Here is a 14,962-nt window from a genome sequence, read left to right as displayed (position 1 = left end):
GGACGGACGACTTCACGCGTCGCTCATAGAAGGGCGCCAGGCCCGCCGACGGTGTTCGGCAGGTCTGGTTTCGGGGTTGGGCGTGGGGGTAGGCGGCACCCATCGGTGTTTTGCCACTTCACGACCATCGAGGAGAGAGATGTTCATCCACAACAAAGATCTCCAGTTCGAGGTGCGGGTGGACCGGCCGGACCCGCGGTTCGCGACCCTGTTGCAGGAACAGTTCGGCGGGGCGAACGGCGAGCTGAAGGCGGCGATGCAGTACTTCAGCCAGGCGTTCGTGCTGCGCAAGAAGCACCCCAAGATGTACGACCTGTTCATGGACATCGCGACCGAGGAATTCAGTCACCTCGAGATCGTCGGCTCGATGATCACCATGCTGCTGGACGGGCTCAACGACGATCTGAAGCAGGCCAACGAACGCTGCGACTGGATGCCGGTGATCGCCACCTCCGACGGGCGCGAGCAGGCTGTGCATCAGGTCGCGGCCGATCCGCTGTTCTTCTCGCTGTCCGGCGGCGGTCCCGACGTCAGCAATTCCGCGGGTGTGCCGTGGTCGGGGTCCTATGTGAACTCCAACGGCGAACCGTCGGTCGACCTGCGCAGCAATCTCGCGGCGGAATCGCGAGCCAAGATCGTCTACGAGTACCTCAAGCAGTTCACCGACGACCCGGGTGTCCAGGACACGCTGTCGTTCCTGATGAGCCGCGAGGTCGCGCATTTCCAGCAGTTCACCGCGGCGCTGAACGAGCTCCCGGTCAACTTCCCTCCCGGCGCACTACCCGGGGACGACCGCTTCCAGAACGTGGCCTTCAACATGTCCAACGGTTCGGCGAGCGCCCGCGGCCCGTGGAACGAGGGACAGGGACCGTGGCCGGAGGGCATGGAGTGGCGCTATATCGAGAACCCGGCCTCCGAGTGGCTAGGCACCAGCGAGCGGGAGAACCACGGCGCGGAGACGAATCCGGAAGGAAGCCCCGCGGTGGAAGGCAGCAAGCCGTTCACGCACGAGCAGCACACTCCGGCCTGAGATCCAGGCACACCGTGGCCGTCCGTGCGCGGGCGGCCACGGTCAGGCGGCGGAAACTCCCGGCTGCCAATCGAAGTCGACCTCGGTCGGGTAGCCGTGCCTGGCGCGGTCGAAGTGGGAGCGGGTGACCCGGGTGTCCTTGGTGAGCGCGTCGACGATCTGCCAGCCGACGGCGTAGGGCTCGCGGTGCAGCTCCGACCGGGTGGTCGCGGACAGCCGCACCCGCGTCATGTCGCCGGCACAGGAGAGGGTGCAGTCGAGCGTCGAGTCGTCGGTGGCGGAGTCGACGAGTTTGCGCGCTACCTCCTCGACGATCAGCCCTAGCTCGGCCGCGCCGTCGGCGTCGGCGTAAGCGACCACCGCGGTGGATTCCACGGTCGTGCGCAGCATCGTCAATCCGATGGGCCGGGCAGGTACCCGCACGCTGACCGTCTCGATGGTCGGTCGGAGTGCTTGGGTCGATGTCATCGTGTTCACCGCCTTGCGGTACTGGGATGTGATTGTCATCGTCTTTGGAGTACCCACGAGAGCGCTCCTGCCACATCGCGGCCCGGTTTATTGTCCGCGCGGCGGGGCAGTCGGTGGATGTCGACCGCCCCGATCGAAGGAGTCGCGATGACCGATCTCGCAGCGGATGCCGTGCGCGGTGTTTTCTCCGGAGTGGCGAAGTTGCGCCATGCTCGGGTCTTCCATCCGAACGGACTGCGCCTGTCCGGGCGACTGCATGCCGAACCCGAGTACGAGTTCTTGTTCGGGGAGGGGGAGCGGGCGGTGCTCGCGAGGTTGTCCAAGGGCATCGGCACCCCGGCCGGGCTGCCGGACGTGCTCGGCCTCGCGTTGCGGGTACTCGATCGCGACGACCACCCGTGGGACTTCGCGCTGGCGACCACCGGCACCGGTTCGCTGAGCCGCTTCGTGATCACCCCGGCGCGCAGCTGGCGCACGGCCAGGTACGGCTGCCTGATGCCCTACCGGCTCGGCGACTCCGCGGCGACCTGGATCTTCGCCGAACCCGACGACGACCAGCCGGAGACCCCGTCGCTCGACGCCCTGGCCGACCACCTGCGCGGGGAGCCCGCCACCTTCGTCCTCTCGGCGAGCGAGATGGGCAAGCCGGAGCGCAGGCTCGCCGAGGTCACGCTGCATCCGGCCGACCCCGGCGACTACCGCACCGACTTCTTCGACCCGATGACCAACCATCCCGACGAGGTCCGGATCCTGCCCGAGGTGATCGGGCGGGTGCGTGAACTCGCGTACGTCGGCAGCCGCAGCGGTCGCGGCGAACAGCCATGAAAGCGGTGCGCCGGGTCGGTCGCCCGACCCGGTTGGCCGCGGTGCTGGCGCTGATCGCGCTGGCCGCGGCGTGCGGCGGCGATTCTTCCGAAGAGGATCCCGTCGCATCCAGTCCACCGCCCGGCCCGCCGCCGATTCCCGCCGTCACCATCACGATCCAGGATCTGGCCTACCCGCGGACGCCGCCGATCACCCCGAACGCGGACATCACGGTGGTGAACAACGATCTGGTGGAACACAGCATCACCAGCAAGCGGCCCGGACTGTTCGACCACGACATCGATCCGGGGCGGTCCGTCACCTTTCCCGCGCCCGCCGAGATCGGCTCGCATCCGTTCTATTGCCGGTACCACGGACTGATGGATGGGTGGCTGAGCGTGCGGCAGTAGCCGGACCCGGCTCACGCGCCGATCGCACCGGCCAGATGCGGCCACGACTCGTGCAGATCCTTCTCGAACAGCCCCCAGGTGTGCGACCCGGTCGGCCGTTCGACGTGCACCGCGGAAATCCCGAGCTCGTCGAGCCGACCCGCGAACGCCGCGGTGCACGCGTTCGCGATGGCCTCGACGGGCGGGAAGGGCAATCCTCGGTCGATCGCTCCCGGTACGCCGGAGCCCGCGGACAGGTAGACGGCCTTACCGGCCAACGCGCCCGCGCGGGCGAAGGCGTCGTGCGCGCGCCAACCCGCGCCGCCCGGCGGGCCCCACATATTGGCCGGGTTGGCCCCGCCGCGCACCACCTGCGCCGTCACGAAGGCGATGCCGAGCGAATCGGACGTCCAGGGGCATCCGCTGTAGGCGGCGACCGCGCTGTACAGGCCGGGCGCCTGGATGGCGAGGTCGACCGCGGAGGCCGCGCTCATGGAGACACCGGCGATCGCGTTGCGGCCGGTGGCGCCGAGCTGTTCGTCTACGACCGCGGGGAGTTCCTCGGTGAGGTAGGTCTGCCAGCGGTGGCGGCCGATCGACGGGTCGTCGGCCTGCCAATCGGTGTACATGCTGAACGCGCCGCCGACCGGCATCACCACGTTGACGTGCTTGTCGGCGAAGAAGCGCACCACGTCGGTGTCGTCCCACCAGGAGATGCCGTCCTGTCCGCCGCCGATGCCGGTCAGCAGGTACAACGTCGGCGCGGGACCGCCGCCCGCGGCGCGGATCACGCGGTTGGTCACCATGGCGTCCATGGACGGCGAATACACGTCCATCCGCACCGCCGCCTCGCCGAGCGGCGCCTCGCCGACCACGTGCGCCGCGGGCGCCGCGGAAACCGGCCGGACCGACGCGAACGACAGGCCGACGCCCACCGCGACAACACCTACAAGCGCGAAGAGATTCTTACGAGCCATCACCCTGAAGGGCTACCCCGGCAAGATCGCTTCTACCGCAAGGAGTTTCGTCGACACCAACATTGGGGTCTTGCGCTCCCGTAGCCGGATCGAGATGCTCGGCGAGCTAGTCCTCGTCCTTCCGATCGGGTTCGTCCCGCGGCGGCAGGATGGGTTCGCTGTTGGCGGGCTGCCCCTCTTCGATGCGGCGCCCGCGCGCGAGCTCGGCGTCGAACTCCGCCCCGAGCAAGATCGCGACGTTAGACAGCCACAACCACACCAGGAAGACGATCGCCCCGGCCAACGAGCCGTACACCTTGTTGTAAGAGCCGAAATTGGTCGCGTAGAAGGCGAATCCGGCCGACGCCACGATCCACAGCACCACCGCGAGCAGGCTGCCCGGCGTGAGCCAGCGGAAGCCGAGCTGACGAGCATTGGGCGCGGCCCAGTACAGCAGGGCGAACACCAGACTGGCCAGCACCGCCAGCACCGGCCATTTCACGATGCTCCACACCGTCACCCCGGCCGACCCGAGCCCGAGCCACTGGCCGACGGTGTCGGCGATGCGGCCGCTCACCAGGACGCCGATCGCGCACAGTGCGACGAGCAGCACGGTCACGGCCGTGAGTCCGAGGCGCAGCGGCAATGTCTTCCAGAGCGGCCGCCCCTCCTCGGTGTCGTAGACCGCGTTGGCGGCGCGCACGAACGCGCCGAGATATCCGGACGCCGTCCAGAGCGCCGTCGCCACACCGATGATCGCCAGCGGCCCGGCCAGTGAACGCGACCGCTGTAGCTCCTCGACGGCCTGCACCACGACCGTGTTGCCACCACCGGGCCCGATGTCGTCGATGGTGTCGATCAGCGAACGGGTGGCATCGGGTCCGGCCAGGCTCAGCAGTGAGGAGAGCACGATGACGCCAGGAAACAGCGATATCACGCTGTAGTAGGTCAGCGCGGCGGCCCAGTCCGTCAGATTGTCCGACCGGAACTCCGTAACGGTACGACGCAACACGCCCCACCACGATCGCCACGGCAGCGCCAGTGGCCCGCCGATATGGGCGCGCGCTCGCACCCGCCGCGCCGTCGTCGCTTCCGCCATCACACCAACCTCCGTCCTTCTGGCGCGTACCCGGCGAGCAGTAGGTGAAACGGGCCGCCATCCCCCGCGGACGCCTTGCGTGGCAACAAGCTTCGCTCCCGCTGGTTCTCGGTCAGGCGGGCGGCGGTCTGGAAGGCGGCGCGCGAGGTCTTTTCGTCGAATTCTCGTGGCCTCGGCCGAGCGTGCGCACGGTGTGCTGCGCGGCGCGTTGCGGGGGCTGTACTTTCGACGGGGTGAGCGCGTGGTTGGGCCGGACGTTTCGCCGGGTGGAGCAGATGGATCGGGCGGTTACCGGTGCGGTGGCACGGATTCCGACGACGGCGGTCGATCGCGGCATGGTGCGGTTGACCCGGGCGGCGGACCATGGCGTGCTGTGGACGGTCCTCGCGGCGGTGCTGGCCACCCGCCAGGGTGCGACGCGCCGGGCGGCGCTGCGCGGCGTCGTCTCGGTGGCCGGGGCCAGCCTGACCGTCAACCTGATACTCAAATCGCTGATCGCGCGCCGCAGACCGGCCGCGCAACTGCTGCCGCCGCATCGGCGCCTCGTCCGGGTGCCGACCTCCTCGTCGTTCCCCTCCGGGCACAGCGCGAGCGCCATCGCGTTCGCCACAGCGGTGGCGCTGGAGAGCCCGCGCACCGCGGTGGTGGTGGCGCCGCTGGCCGCCACGGTCGCCTACTCCCGGGTGCACACCGGAGTGCACTGGACCTCCGACGTGGTCGTCGGCGCGGCCGTCGGGGCCGGTGTCGCGATGGCCTCGCGCCGCTGGTGGCCGGTCCGTGAATCCGACGAGGCCGCGGCGCGCGCGGTGCGCGAGGTGCCGATGCTTGTCGAGGGCAAAGGCCTTGTCCTGCTGGTGAATCCGGTGTCCGGCGCTCCCGGCTACGACCCGACCGATGACATCGCCGCCGCGCTGCCCGCGGCCACCGTGCTGCGCACCGAGCCCGGCCGCGATTGCGTCGAGCAGCTGGAGGAGGCGCTGGCGGCGCGCACCGAGCGGGCGTTCGCGGTGGGCGCGGCGGGCGGTGACGGGACGATCGGCGCGGCGGCGGCCGTGGCGTTGCGCCACGAACTGCCGCTGGTCGTCGTTCCCACCGGAACCCTGAACCATTTCGCGCGCGATCTCGGGGTCTACGACCTGCGCGAGGTGGTCGACGCCACCGGCGCGGGCGAGGCGGTCGCGGTCGACATCGCGAGCGTGGAACTCGACACCGAGGACGGCGCGCGCACCCACTATCTGATCAACACCGCCAGCTTGGGCGCGTACCCGGATCTCGTTCGGCTGCGCGACAAATGGCAGCCGAGGTGGGGCAAATGGCCCGCCTTCGCGGCCGCCCTCGTGGTCGTCCTGCGGGACGCGCAGCCGGTCCGGATCCGCCTGAACGAGACCTGGCACGACGTGTGGTTCCTGTTCATCGGCAACGGCGCGTATCACCCGCACGGCGCGGTGCCCGCGTTCCGCGCCCGGCTCGACGACGGCATGCTCGACGTCCGCTGGCTGCGCGCCGACCTACGGTTCTCCCGCACCCGCGCGGTGCTGGCCCTGCTGCTGGCCGCCATCGGCCGCAGCAAGGTCTACAACGAACTGCAAGTGCCCGAGCTGATCGTGCAGGTGCGCGAACCGGAAGCGGTGGCGGCCGACGGCGAAGTACTCGGCGAAGCGCGCCGACTCCGCTTCTCGGTGGCGGGCCAGGTCGCCGCCTACCGCCGCGACGAAGACAACCCCCGCTGGGCCGCCCGCCCCCGCCCCCACCACCGCCGACCTTTCTTCCGCCGCTGGATGTGATGCGCAGCCTGGAGCAAGCGGCGACCATCGATCCCGACCGGAGCCCGAGATCACCGCCCCCGATTGGGAACTCGGCTCGATCATCCCCGAGTCCGACCGCGCGGGTTGCGACGTGCACGACGTCCTTCTGAGTATTCGACGGCGGGGAGTTCCACGAGATTCGTTCCCCCGCCGCGTCCAACGCGATCACCGGCTTCAGCACAGAACCCAACACTCGCGAATACCCTTCCGAGTGCCGAAACGAGGATCTACAACTACCACTGAGAAGGAAGAAGCCCCGGAGCGCAATGGCTCCGGGGCGTTCCATACTCGAGTGACTCAGCCGACGTTGCCGAAGTTGGTCTGTACCCACTCGGCGCCGCAAAGCTTGTGGGCCCAGCCCACCGTCGCGTAATCCCGGAGCCCGGGGTTGTAGTCCTGGACCTCCCAGACCCAGACGTAGCGGATCTCGTAGCCCATGTTGTCGTAGTAGCGCCGGTAGTTGTACTCGTGGTGGAAGGTGTAGGCGCCGTAGTACACCCGGCCGCTGGCGTACTGTTTGTGCACTTGGACACCTTCCCGGAAGCAGGTGGGAGGTGCATCCCAGTTCCCGCCTTCGGACCGATCTCCCGCCGACGCCGTTGCTGGCGAGAGCAGAGTCATCATCGCGGCGAGGGGGACCGCAGCCGCGGCAAAAGCCTTCAATCGTCCTCGGAATCCACGTCTTCCACTGGCGGCAGTCATCGCTCCACCCTTCTCGTTCGTCAGAATCACCGATCGAAGACCGCTCACCCCGAACGAGAAGCCCTCTGCCACGATCTTATTCGGATCAGCTATTGCCTCGCACCCGAATTCGGTTTGGCCAGCGCGGGTGCGCCGCGACGACTCCGTACCGGGGGTCCGGCTTTCCACGCCAACGCCGCGTCGCCGCCTGACGGCCGATGATCAGGTCACTGAGTTGGGGGAGCGGTGCAGCCAGGACTGACCGGGGTTGTGATTCCCGGACCTGTTCCTGTTCGGCCTGGGTGCCCGTGCTGTCCCTGATCTGGACCTGGTACGTCGCGCAGTAGTGTCGTCTGACAAAAGCCGGAAGAACCCGCGTCTCCGGCACGGGGTAGTCCAGGCACGTCGAGACCTCTTCGCGTTCGGCGTTCTTCCCCGATTTCTTGTCGGTGAAGATTCCGCTGGCATCCGGCTACCTGTCAGCGCGTGCATCTGGCGAGCGTTTGGAGAACGTTCGTCTACCGAACACCCACCGCGCCACTGGCGGGCGTGACACGCAGGGGCGAATGTTCGGCAACCCGTTCGTTTTCCGGTAGAGCCGCACCCGGTTGTCGAACACGTTTACCGAACGTTCGGAGGGGGTTTGGATGGCATTGGTCGGTCTCGTTCGCGTCAGCACGAGCAAGCAGGAGACGCTGCGCCAGCACGACGACCTCGATCCGATCTGCGTGAAGGTGTTCGAGGAGAAGATCAGCGGCAAGCTCAAGGTCGCCGACCGGCCGGGACTGCAGGCCGCGCTCGACTACATGCGCCCGGGCGACATGCTCACCGTCCAGGAAGCCGACCGCCTCGGCCGCAACCTGCTCGAGGGCCTGATCGTGCTCAACGACCTGTTCCAGCAAGGGATCTCGGTGAAGATCCTGCACGGCATCGCCGCCGGCGAGCACACCGAACGCAGCCTGATCCTGGACCTGGCGCTCGCCCTGGCCGAAGACCGCCGCCGCGACATCGCCCGCAAAACCCGCGACGGCCTGCAAGCCGCGGCGCGCCGCGGCCGCAAGGGCGGGCGGCCGCGCGTTGTCGATGCCGACAAACGCCGCGCGATTTTGGCACGCCACGCCGAAGGGCAGTCCCTGCGCGAAATCTCGCGCGGCGTCGGCGTCAGCCTCGCCGTCGTGCACGGCGAAGTGAAAGCCGCCCAGCTAGGAACGGCGCCCGCAGCGGAGTGACCAGGACGGCGGCGGCCTCTCGCCGAAGTTGTCCGATAACCAGGAAACGAACCGTGCGCGCCGCACGGCGTCCGGCCAGATCGCCCAGCCGTCCCCAGGCGATGTTGCCCGATAACCGTGGTTATCAGGCAATAAGTGTTCCATGGCCAAGTCGGACGCGGCACTGCCAGCGTCCGCGCGGGTGCCGCCGCTTGGGACTTACTCGGGTGCGTACAGCTCGGGCGCGAACAGCGCCTTGGCTCCGGCGCGGGTGAAAAGCTTCCGTTGCAGCGAACGCAGGATGGTGACTGCTTCTGCGTCACGCATCGGGCTGACCAGCTGGAACTCCACACCCGCGCCGAACAGGTCGCTGCCGAAAGCCAGTTCGCTGAGAAAAAGCACTCTCGCGGTCTCGACCTCGGTCAGCGTCGCGCGCTCGCGGACCGCACGCCGAAGCCTTTCGGCCTCATCGTCGAACCGGTCACGGTTGGGAAAACCCAATGCCCGCACTGGGATCGGTGCGTTGGTCGATACTCCGGTCCAGCTGGCCAGTGCGGCGTCCACGAAGTCGTGTTCCCTGGGCGTCAGCGTCGACATATCAAATTCCAACGGTGCCTTCTCCTGATGTCGTAGTCATCGACTACCACCAGGTTTCCCTGGTGGGGTTCCCCCGGTCCCGCCAGTACCCCGGGGAGGACCCAGTGAGGGATCAGTGGTCTGGCCGGTGAGGCGGATGAACTCACCCAGTGGGTCCTTCGGTCGGTAGACGGTGCCATGATCGTCGGTGCTGGGATCGATGATGACGATGAACCCGTCGTAGCTCATCATGACCGGATCACCTTTGTAGTCCTTGCCCAGCCGCTCCATATCCGGGCCTTGGATGATCCGATAGACCTTGTCTGCAAGTTGGTCCTGGGTCATCCCCTTGAAGTCGTCGTAGTGCTTTTCCCAGGCGTGACCGTAGGCGATTTCCTGGGCCATTCTCTTGACGGGGTCGTCGCTCCATCCGTCAGGTGGTTGAGGCAGACCCTTGTTGGGAGCTTGGAAGAGGATGTCGCTCGACTCGGGCAGCTGAAGCTGTTCGTTGGCCTCGGCGATCTTCGCGCCCCACTGGGCGTCGGCTGTCGCGAGCGTCGAGACGAGCCCGGCCAGGCGCGAGAGCTGTGTGCCTGCTTCGGAATTCCAGTTTTCGACCCCGGTGATGCTCCAATCGTCGGCGACGGTGACCGGGGCTGCGACGTAGTGCTGGAAGATCGTCTTGATCTCGGTCAGCGGGTATTCCATGTCGCGGGCGGCGCCCGCGCAGGCCGTACCGAGGTCGTAGAACGCGGTGGCGATGGTGCGCATCTGGGTTTGCTCGCGGTCGGCCTTGTCCCCGGCCGCCTGACGCGCTTCACCCTGCCATGCGAGATCGTCGTGGATCACCGAATGCATCGAGTTCGACGCCTTCACGATCGCATCCGCGATCTGGGTGGACCTCTCGCCGATGCCCGCCAGCGCAGAGATATCCCAGCCCAGCACCTCACCCGGGGTGGGCGTCGCTCTAGTGACCATCCGCGCCACCCGCCGGGAGCAAGTCGGTGACCGCCGCGAGCTGTGAGGCGACCGCCATGTCGTTGTCGTCGAAGGTATTCGCCGCATGGGCGAGTAGCTGCGAGAAGTGACTGAACCTCGCCTTCACTGCGTCCCGGGCCTGCGTCGCCAACGGGGTCGTTTGCCCGAGACTGTGCCCGATCGCGGAGCCCTTCAGCTTTCCCTCGACTTGGTCTGCGCCCAGCGAAGGAGAACCATCGATATCGGCCGGCAGACGAGCCAGCGCATCCGCGGCTGCCCGCAAGCTCTCCGGATTGACCTCGAACACCGCTCGCCCCCTCATTCCGGCCTCAAGCCTTCGTTGGGCCAGCCTAGATCAGCCGCGCCAACCACTCATCGCGAACCTCCGGTGTTGAAAGACACACTCTCGGCACGCATTTCGGGGTTACGACGGGCAGCGTGCTTGCCTGAATCAGTCCTGAGAACGTGACTGGACCGCTACGTCGCGGCTGTCCTACCCAAGTTCTCGACACGTTTGGCGACACGCGGTCGCTGGGGGCGACCTCGGCCAACCGACACGTGCCCCGGGTGTCCAAGAAGCGAACGATTCTCAACACCCCGCAGTATGACTACGAGGCCGCCGCTACAACGGGTGGCCAATGCTGCGGTTCGACATTGGCAGGCTTCTGGCTGACGTCCCGGTCCCAGTCGAATACCGGTGCTGGAGGACCCCACTGGTTCGGGCCGACGAAAGAGATGGTTTCAGTACCGAAATTCACCTCCACGAACCGGGTGTCGCTGGTGAAGGTCGCGCGGTCGAACCGGGCGGTGCCGGAGAAGCTCGCGCGGTCGAACCGGGCGGTGCCGGAGAAGCGCGCGTCGTCGAACCGGGCGTAGAGGGAGAAGGTCGCGCGGTCGAACCGGGCGTCGCCGGAGAAGGTTGCGCGGTCGAACCGGGGGGTCTCGGGGAAGTGCGCGTCGTCGAACCGGGCGTAGAGGGAGAAGGTCGCGCCCTCGAACCAGGCGTGGCTGGAGAAGTGCGCGACGTCGAACCGGGCGTCGCCGGAGAAGGTCGCGCCCTCGAACCGGGCGTCGCCGGAGAAGCGCGTGAGGTAGAACCGGGCGTCGCCGGAGAAGGTCGCGCCGTCGAACCAGGCGGCGCCGGAGAACTCTACATCGCTGAGGTCGACGTCCTCGAGATGAGCTGTGCGAAAGTCGAAGTGGCTTGCTGTCCAGCTGTATTCGGCCGGGGGCCGCAAGTGCTCGGCGATAACCCGGACGATGGTGGCACGGACTTCGCGGTCGTTCTGCCGGTACTCGAAGTGTTGTTCGCTCTCCGGACCAGCGAGATCAACTGCCCGGTGCTTGCGGATGTCCTTGGTCTGATGGTTGCCGCCGAGTTCGGGACTGTAGGGCAGCCGCAGGTAGCCGCACAGCACATCGATGCACTGCTGGCGGCGTAGCCCGTCGGATTCGTCGGCGACACCAGCCATGGCGTAGACCCCGGCGATGCGGACCGCGACATCGGTCGCGCCGAGCTGGGCGGCCGCGGCACCGAAGCGTTCGACGAACCGACTCTGTTCGAGGTCGCGTTGTCGCCGGTAGGCGATCACCAGTGCGACGACGCCGCCCACGCCAGCGACGACGGTCAATGCGATGCGAGTGACGTCAATCTCGGCGGCCTTCTTACTCGCGTCGACCGGGGTGATCCAGTGCAGGAACCCGTACGCGGCGAACGCAACCCCCAGCCCGGCCAGCAGCGCGACCGCGACCGCGGGGAACAGTCGGATACGTCCGGCGAAGCGGCTGATTGCCTTGTTGCGCTTAGCCACCCACTCGAGCACCGCTCGATTCTGCGCGATATCCGGCCCCACCACCCAGTAGTCGGTACGAAAGATGCCCAGTCGTACCACGATCACTGTCGAAAAATCGATCGTTTCTCCGACACCTCGATGTGTGGGTTACGAGGCTGGCGCTGGAGCAGGTGGCCAATCCTGTGGCTCGACATTGGCGGGCTTCTGGCTGACATCCTGGTCCCAGTCGAACACCGGTACTGGCGGACCCCACTGCTTCGGGTTGACGAACGAGATGGTCTCAGTACCGAAATTCACCTTCACGAACGAAGCGCCGCCGGAGAAGGTCGCCGCGTCGAACCGGGCGTCGCCGGAGAAGGTCGCCCCGCCGAACCAACCGGGCGTTGCCGGAGAAGATCGCCCCCCCGAACACGGCGTAGCCGGAGAAGATCGCCCCGCCGAACCGGGCGTTGCCGAAGAAGGTCGCCCTGCTGAACAAGACGTTGCCGGAGAAGATCGTCCCGCCGAACCCGGCGTCGCCGGAGAAGGTCGCCTCATCGAACCGGGCGTCGCCGGAGAAGGTCGCCTCATCGAACCGGGCTGAACCCGAGAACGTCGCTTTGCTGAGGTTGACGTCTTCGAGATGTGCTGTGCGGAAGTCGAAGTCGCTTGTCGACCAGCTGTACTCTGCTGAGGGGCGCAGATGGTCAGCGATGACACGGACGATGGTGGCGCGGACTTCCCGGTCGTTTTGCCGGTACTCGATGTGTTCTTCGGTCTCTCCACGCACCCGCCCGCGTTCAACGCGGGGGCTTTGACCACGAGCTTGGTCCGTCCGCTAGCACCATGCTCGGCGTCGTAGGGCAGGCGGAGGTACCCGCACAACACGTCGATGCACTGCTGGCGGCGCAGACCCTCGGATTCGTCGGCGACACCGGCCATCGCGTAGACCCCGGCGATGCGGACCGCGACATCGGTCGCGCCGAGTTGGGCGGCCGCGGCGCCGAAACGTTCGACGAACCGGGACTGCTCCAGATCGCGTTGGCGGCGGTAGGCGATCACCAAGGCGACGACACCACCGACTCCGGCGACGACGGTCAACGCGACTCGGGTGATGTCGATCTCGGCGGCAGCCTTGCTCGCGTCGACCGGAGTGATCCACCGCAGGAACCCATAGGCGACGAACGCCACGCCGAGCCCGGCGGCGAGAGCGAGCAGGACCGCGGGAAGCAACCGGATCCGGCCCGCACGGCGCCCGATCGCCGCGCGGGAATCCTTGCTCAGTCGCGCGCAGAGCGGCTGATTTCGTACGTGCCTGTGCGCGAACCGCGCTCACCCTCCCGGCCATCGCACGATTCTGCGCGATACGGGTGCCTACCACCCAGTAGTTCGCCCGATCGCCGTGCGGCCATAATATCGACTGTCGAAGAATCGATCGTTTCCGACGCGTGGCTGTCGAGATGGCAGCCGGTTTCCTTACCTGGAGCACTCAGCCTCCGGCGCTGCGAATGCCATACGTCGGACCGCAGGGTTCGCGGACACGATGGCCGCGCTGGTCGGCGTGCAGGCGGGGCTCCGTGGTGGACGATGCGCCTACGCCGGAAGAATTGGCCGATTTCGAAGGCGCAGTAGCAGCACTGCTCCAAGAGAGCCAGTCCGCGCTCTCGCTCTACATCGGCGAAACCCTCACGGAAACGTTCCGCGTTCGCAGCGGCGGTTGGTTCGAACCCAGCCTTCGGCGATCGGCGCTCCAGTTGCTATGCGACCAATACCCGGACGTGGCAAACCGGCTCAGCGAAGACAACCGGGAAGATCTTGCCGAGATCGACCAGACGCTTCGCGAGGTTGCCCCGGATATCGAACCTATGACGGAAGAAGACATTCCAACCGGACTGCCCGGAGGCCACTGGCGGTGGTGGCTTCCCAGTGGAAAGCCCGCCGACACCGAAGAATGGGAAATGTGGGATGAACTCGAATAGCACTTCCCGAGTTACGTGTTCACCGCTTCGGCGAGGCGGGGAAGTTGGCGGAGGGGATTGTGGCGTTCGACTTCCATGCGTTGGTCGGCGTCGAAGATTTCGCTGAGAGCGGGGGCGGGATCGTGGTCGCCGGTTTGGGGGAGGGTGGCGGCGCTGAAGGGCCAGTCGGAGCCGAAGACGATGTGGTCGCGGTTGGTCACGGCGAGCACGCTGGCCATGGCCGCGGGGAAGCCGCTCAGCGCGGTGTCGAAGTAGAAGCGCGAGATCAAGTTCTGGATGTCGAGGATGGAGGGCTTGGGCAGGTCCTGCGGCCACAGGTCCCCGAGTACCGTCTGCGACGCCACGCCGATGCGGTGCGACAGGAACGGCAGGGTGCCGCCCGCGTGCGAGAGCTGGAACCGGATGTCCGGGTAGCGCTGGGTCATGCCGGTGACCATCATCATGGTCGCGGCGCGCGTGGTGTCGAAGGTGAACTCCTCCATGAAATCAGGAAGGGGGAGTTCGGGTTTCGCGTCGGCGGGGATGGCCGCGGGATGCACGAAGACGAACGCGCGGCGCTGGTTCAACGCGATCATCAGCGGTTCGTAGCGCGGGTCGCCGAGGTAGACGCCGTCATAGGCCGAGAGCAGCACCACACCGTCGAGGCGCAGGGTCTCCAGCGCGTAGATCGCCTCCTCGATGGACGCGGCGATATCCGGCATCGGCAGTACCGCGAACGCGCCGAAGCGGGTGCGGTGGGTCTTGATCAACTGGGCGGCGTAATCGTTGCAGTAGCGGGCCAGATCGTTGGCCTCCTTGCCGTGCAGGAACGACACACCGGGATCGGAGACCGAAAGTGCCTGCGCCTGAATGCCGTAGTAGTCCATGAAGGCGAGGGCGTCCTCCGGTGACCATGTGGGCGTCGGGTAGCCGCCGATGGTGAAGTGGCCGTGCGCGAGCAGCGCCGCGCGGTAGTCCGGCGGCAGGAAATGCGCGTGCAGGTCGATGCGGTAGGTGCCGCTCGGGGCGGGCTGCCTGCGGATGGGTGCGGCTTGCGCACGCGCGGTGGAGAATTCCGGCGCGGCCCCGAGCGCGGCGACACCAAGGGTGCCCGCGGCGACGCCACCGAGCATGCGCCGACGAGACAGGGTGGACTCGGTCATGAGACTCGCTTTCTGGAGGATTGGTCAGGCGGGCGCTCGGTCATGGCGGCGCTCGAGGCCCACGGTGCGATGAAG

Annotated in this window: 16 protein-coding genes; 6 read left to right on the top strand and 10 right to left on the bottom strand. The window is 67.2% G+C overall.

Going from position 1 to position 14,962, the window contains the following annotated elements; all coding sequences use genetic code 11:
• Positions 1 to 139: 139 nt before the first annotated feature.
• A complete protein-coding gene (locus AB0H49_RS27015) occupies positions 140 to 1,030 on the top strand; it encodes a manganese catalase family protein (protein ID WP_355003139.1) in 891 nt (296 codons plus the stop codon).
• 42 nt (positions 1,031 to 1,072) lie between these two features.
• Here the strand turns inward: AB0H49_RS27015 and AB0H49_RS27010 are convergent, their stop codons facing one another.
• Positions 1,073 to 1,537: a hypothetical protein gene (locus tag AB0H49_RS27010; RefSeq protein WP_357255463.1), complete on the bottom strand. Its 465-nt coding sequence runs from the start codon at positions 1,535 to 1,537 to the stop codon at positions 1,073 to 1,075.
• A 108-nt stretch (positions 1,538 to 1,645) separates the two neighbouring features.
• Here AB0H49_RS27010 and AB0H49_RS27005 point away from each other — a divergent pair, with 108 nt between their 5' ends.
• On the top strand, positions 1,646 to 2,323 hold the full coding sequence (locus tag AB0H49_RS27005) for a phosphodiesterase (RefSeq protein WP_357255461.1): 678 nt from the start codon (positions 1,646 to 1,648) through the stop codon (positions 2,321 to 2,323).
• Positions 2,320 to 2,712 (top strand): hypothetical protein, encoded by a 393-nt coding sequence (locus tag AB0H49_RS27000; protein WP_357255459.1) that lies wholly within the window; start codon positions 2,320 to 2,322, stop codon positions 2,710 to 2,712. Before AB0H49_RS27005 ends, AB0H49_RS27000 begins: the two co-directional genes overlap by 4 nt.
• Positions 2,713 to 2,723: 11 nt before the next feature.
• On the opposite strand, the gene AB0H49_RS26995 is transcribed toward AB0H49_RS27000, so the two are convergent.
• Together AB0H49_RS26995 and AB0H49_RS26990 are read right to left on the bottom strand one after the other, a co-directional pair.
• Positions 2,724 to 3,626 carry an alpha/beta hydrolase family protein gene (locus AB0H49_RS26995; RefSeq protein ID WP_357255457.1) on the bottom strand — a complete coding sequence of 301 codons (903 nt, stop codon included), beginning with the start codon at positions 3,624 to 3,626 and terminating at the stop codon, positions 2,724 to 2,726.
• A 148-nt stretch (positions 3,627 to 3,774) separates the two neighbouring features.
• Positions 3,775 to 4,746 carry a YihY/virulence factor BrkB family protein gene (locus AB0H49_RS26990; RefSeq protein WP_357255455.1) on the bottom strand — a complete coding sequence of 324 codons (972 nt, stop codon included), beginning with the start codon at positions 4,744 to 4,746 and terminating at the stop codon, positions 3,775 to 3,777.
• A 233-nt stretch (positions 4,747 to 4,979) separates the two neighbouring features.
• On the opposite strand from AB0H49_RS26990, the gene AB0H49_RS26985 reads away from it, so the two are divergent.
• The gene (locus AB0H49_RS26985; RefSeq protein WP_357255453.1) at positions 4,980 to 6,530 is read left to right on the top strand and encodes a phosphatase PAP2 family protein; all 1,551 of its coding nucleotides are present in this window, start codon (positions 4,980 to 4,982) and stop codon (positions 6,528 to 6,530) included.
• 318 nt (positions 6,531 to 6,848) lie between these two features.
• Here AB0H49_RS26985 and AB0H49_RS26980 read toward each other — a convergent pair whose 3' ends face one another.
• Entirely contained in the window at positions 6,849 to 7,076 is a 228-nt protein-coding gene (locus AB0H49_RS26980) for a hypothetical protein (protein WP_357255451.1), read from the bottom strand.
• Positions 7,077 to 7,879: 803 nt separating this feature from the next.
• On the opposite strand from AB0H49_RS26980, the gene AB0H49_RS26975 reads away from it, so the two are divergent.
• The gene (locus tag AB0H49_RS26975) at positions 7,880 to 8,461 is read left to right on the top strand and encodes a recombinase family protein (protein WP_357255449.1); all 582 of its coding nucleotides are present in this window, start codon (positions 7,880 to 7,882) and stop codon (positions 8,459 to 8,461) included.
• Between the two features lie 198 nt (positions 8,462 to 8,659).
• Here AB0H49_RS26975 and AB0H49_RS26970 read toward each other — a convergent pair whose 3' ends face one another.
• The 5 genes from AB0H49_RS26970 to AB0H49_RS26950 form a co-directional block, all read right to left on the bottom strand.
• Positions 8,660 to 9,037, bottom strand: a complete 378-nt coding sequence (locus AB0H49_RS26970) for a hypothetical protein (protein WP_357255446.1) — start codon at positions 9,035 to 9,037, stop codon at positions 8,660 to 8,662.
• 36 nt (positions 9,038 to 9,073) lie between these two features.
• Entirely contained in the window at positions 9,074 to 9,994 is a 921-nt protein-coding gene (locus AB0H49_RS26965; RefSeq protein ID WP_357255443.1) for a hypothetical protein, read from the bottom strand.
• Positions 9,984 to 10,301, bottom strand: coding sequence for a hypothetical protein (locus AB0H49_RS26960; RefSeq protein ID WP_357255440.1), 318 nt, complete (start codon positions 10,299 to 10,301; stop codon positions 9,984 to 9,986). The genes AB0H49_RS26965 and AB0H49_RS26960 overlap by 11 nt, the downstream gene beginning before the upstream one ends.
• 301 nt (positions 10,302 to 10,602) lie before the next feature.
• Complete coding sequence (locus AB0H49_RS26955; protein ID WP_357255437.1) at positions 10,603 to 11,892, bottom strand: pentapeptide repeat-containing protein; 1,290 nt, start codon at positions 11,890 to 11,892, stop codon at positions 10,603 to 10,605.
• A 175-nt stretch (positions 11,893 to 12,067) separates the two neighbouring features.
• A complete protein-coding gene (locus AB0H49_RS26950; RefSeq protein WP_357255434.1) occupies positions 12,068 to 12,556 on the bottom strand; it encodes a pentapeptide repeat-containing protein in 489 nt (162 codons plus the stop codon).
• 787 nt (positions 12,557 to 13,343) lie between these two features.
• On the opposite strand from AB0H49_RS26950, the gene AB0H49_RS26945 reads away from it, so the two are divergent.
• On the top strand, positions 13,344 to 13,745 hold the full coding sequence (locus tag AB0H49_RS26945) for a hypothetical protein (protein ID WP_357255432.1): 402 nt from the start codon (positions 13,344 to 13,346) through the stop codon (positions 13,743 to 13,745).
• Between the two features lie 11 nt (positions 13,746 to 13,756).
• On the opposite strand, the gene AB0H49_RS26940 is transcribed toward AB0H49_RS26945, so the two are convergent.
• Entirely contained in the window at positions 13,757 to 14,887 is a 1,131-nt protein-coding gene (locus AB0H49_RS26940; RefSeq protein WP_357255429.1) for an amidohydrolase family protein, read from the bottom strand.
• Between the last annotated feature and the right edge of the window lie 75 nt (positions 14,888 to 14,962).

It is taken from the genome of Nocardia sp. NPDC050713, assembly GCF_040654315.1.
Classification (GTDB): domain Bacteria; phylum Actinomycetota; class Actinomycetes; order Mycobacteriales; family Mycobacteriaceae; genus Nocardia.
The sequence above is the reverse complement of the archived record's forward strand: the minus strand, read 5'-3'. Positions and strand labels throughout refer to the sequence as shown.

Bases quoted from the DNA above. Each gene is read 5' to 3' on its own strand.
- AB0H49_RS27005 (WP_357255461.1), top strand. From the start codon at position 1,646: ATGACCGATCTCGCAGCGGATGCCGTGCGCGGTGTTTTCTCCGGAGTG.
- AB0H49_RS27015 (WP_355003139.1), top strand. From the start codon at position 140: ATGTTCATCCACAACAAAGATCTCCAGTTCGAGGTGCGGGTGGACCGG.
- AB0H49_RS27010 (WP_357255463.1), bottom strand. From the start codon at position 1,537: ATGACAATCACATCCCAGTACCGCAAGGCGGTGAACACGATGACATCG.
- AB0H49_RS26970 (WP_357255446.1), bottom strand. From the start codon at position 9,037: ATGTCGACGCTGACGCCCAGGGAACACGACTTCGTGGACGCCGCACTG.
- AB0H49_RS27000 (WP_357255459.1), top strand. From the start codon at position 2,320: ATGAAAGCGGTGCGCCGGGTCGGTCGCCCGACCCGGTTGGCCGCGGTG.
- AB0H49_RS26975 (WP_357255449.1), top strand. From the start codon at position 7,880: ATGGCATTGGTCGGTCTCGTTCGCGTCAGCACGAGCAAGCAGGAGACG.
- AB0H49_RS26965 (WP_357255443.1), bottom strand. From the start codon at position 9,994: ATGGTCACTAGAGCGACGCCCACCCCGGGTGAGGTGCTGGGCTGGGAT.
- AB0H49_RS26990 (WP_357255455.1), bottom strand. From the start codon at position 4,746: ATGGCGGAAGCGACGACGGCGCGGCGGGTGCGAGCGCGCGCCCATATC.
- AB0H49_RS26940 (WP_357255429.1), bottom strand. From the start codon at position 14,887: ATGACCGAGTCCACCCTGTCTCGTCGGCGCATGCTCGGTGGCGTCGCC.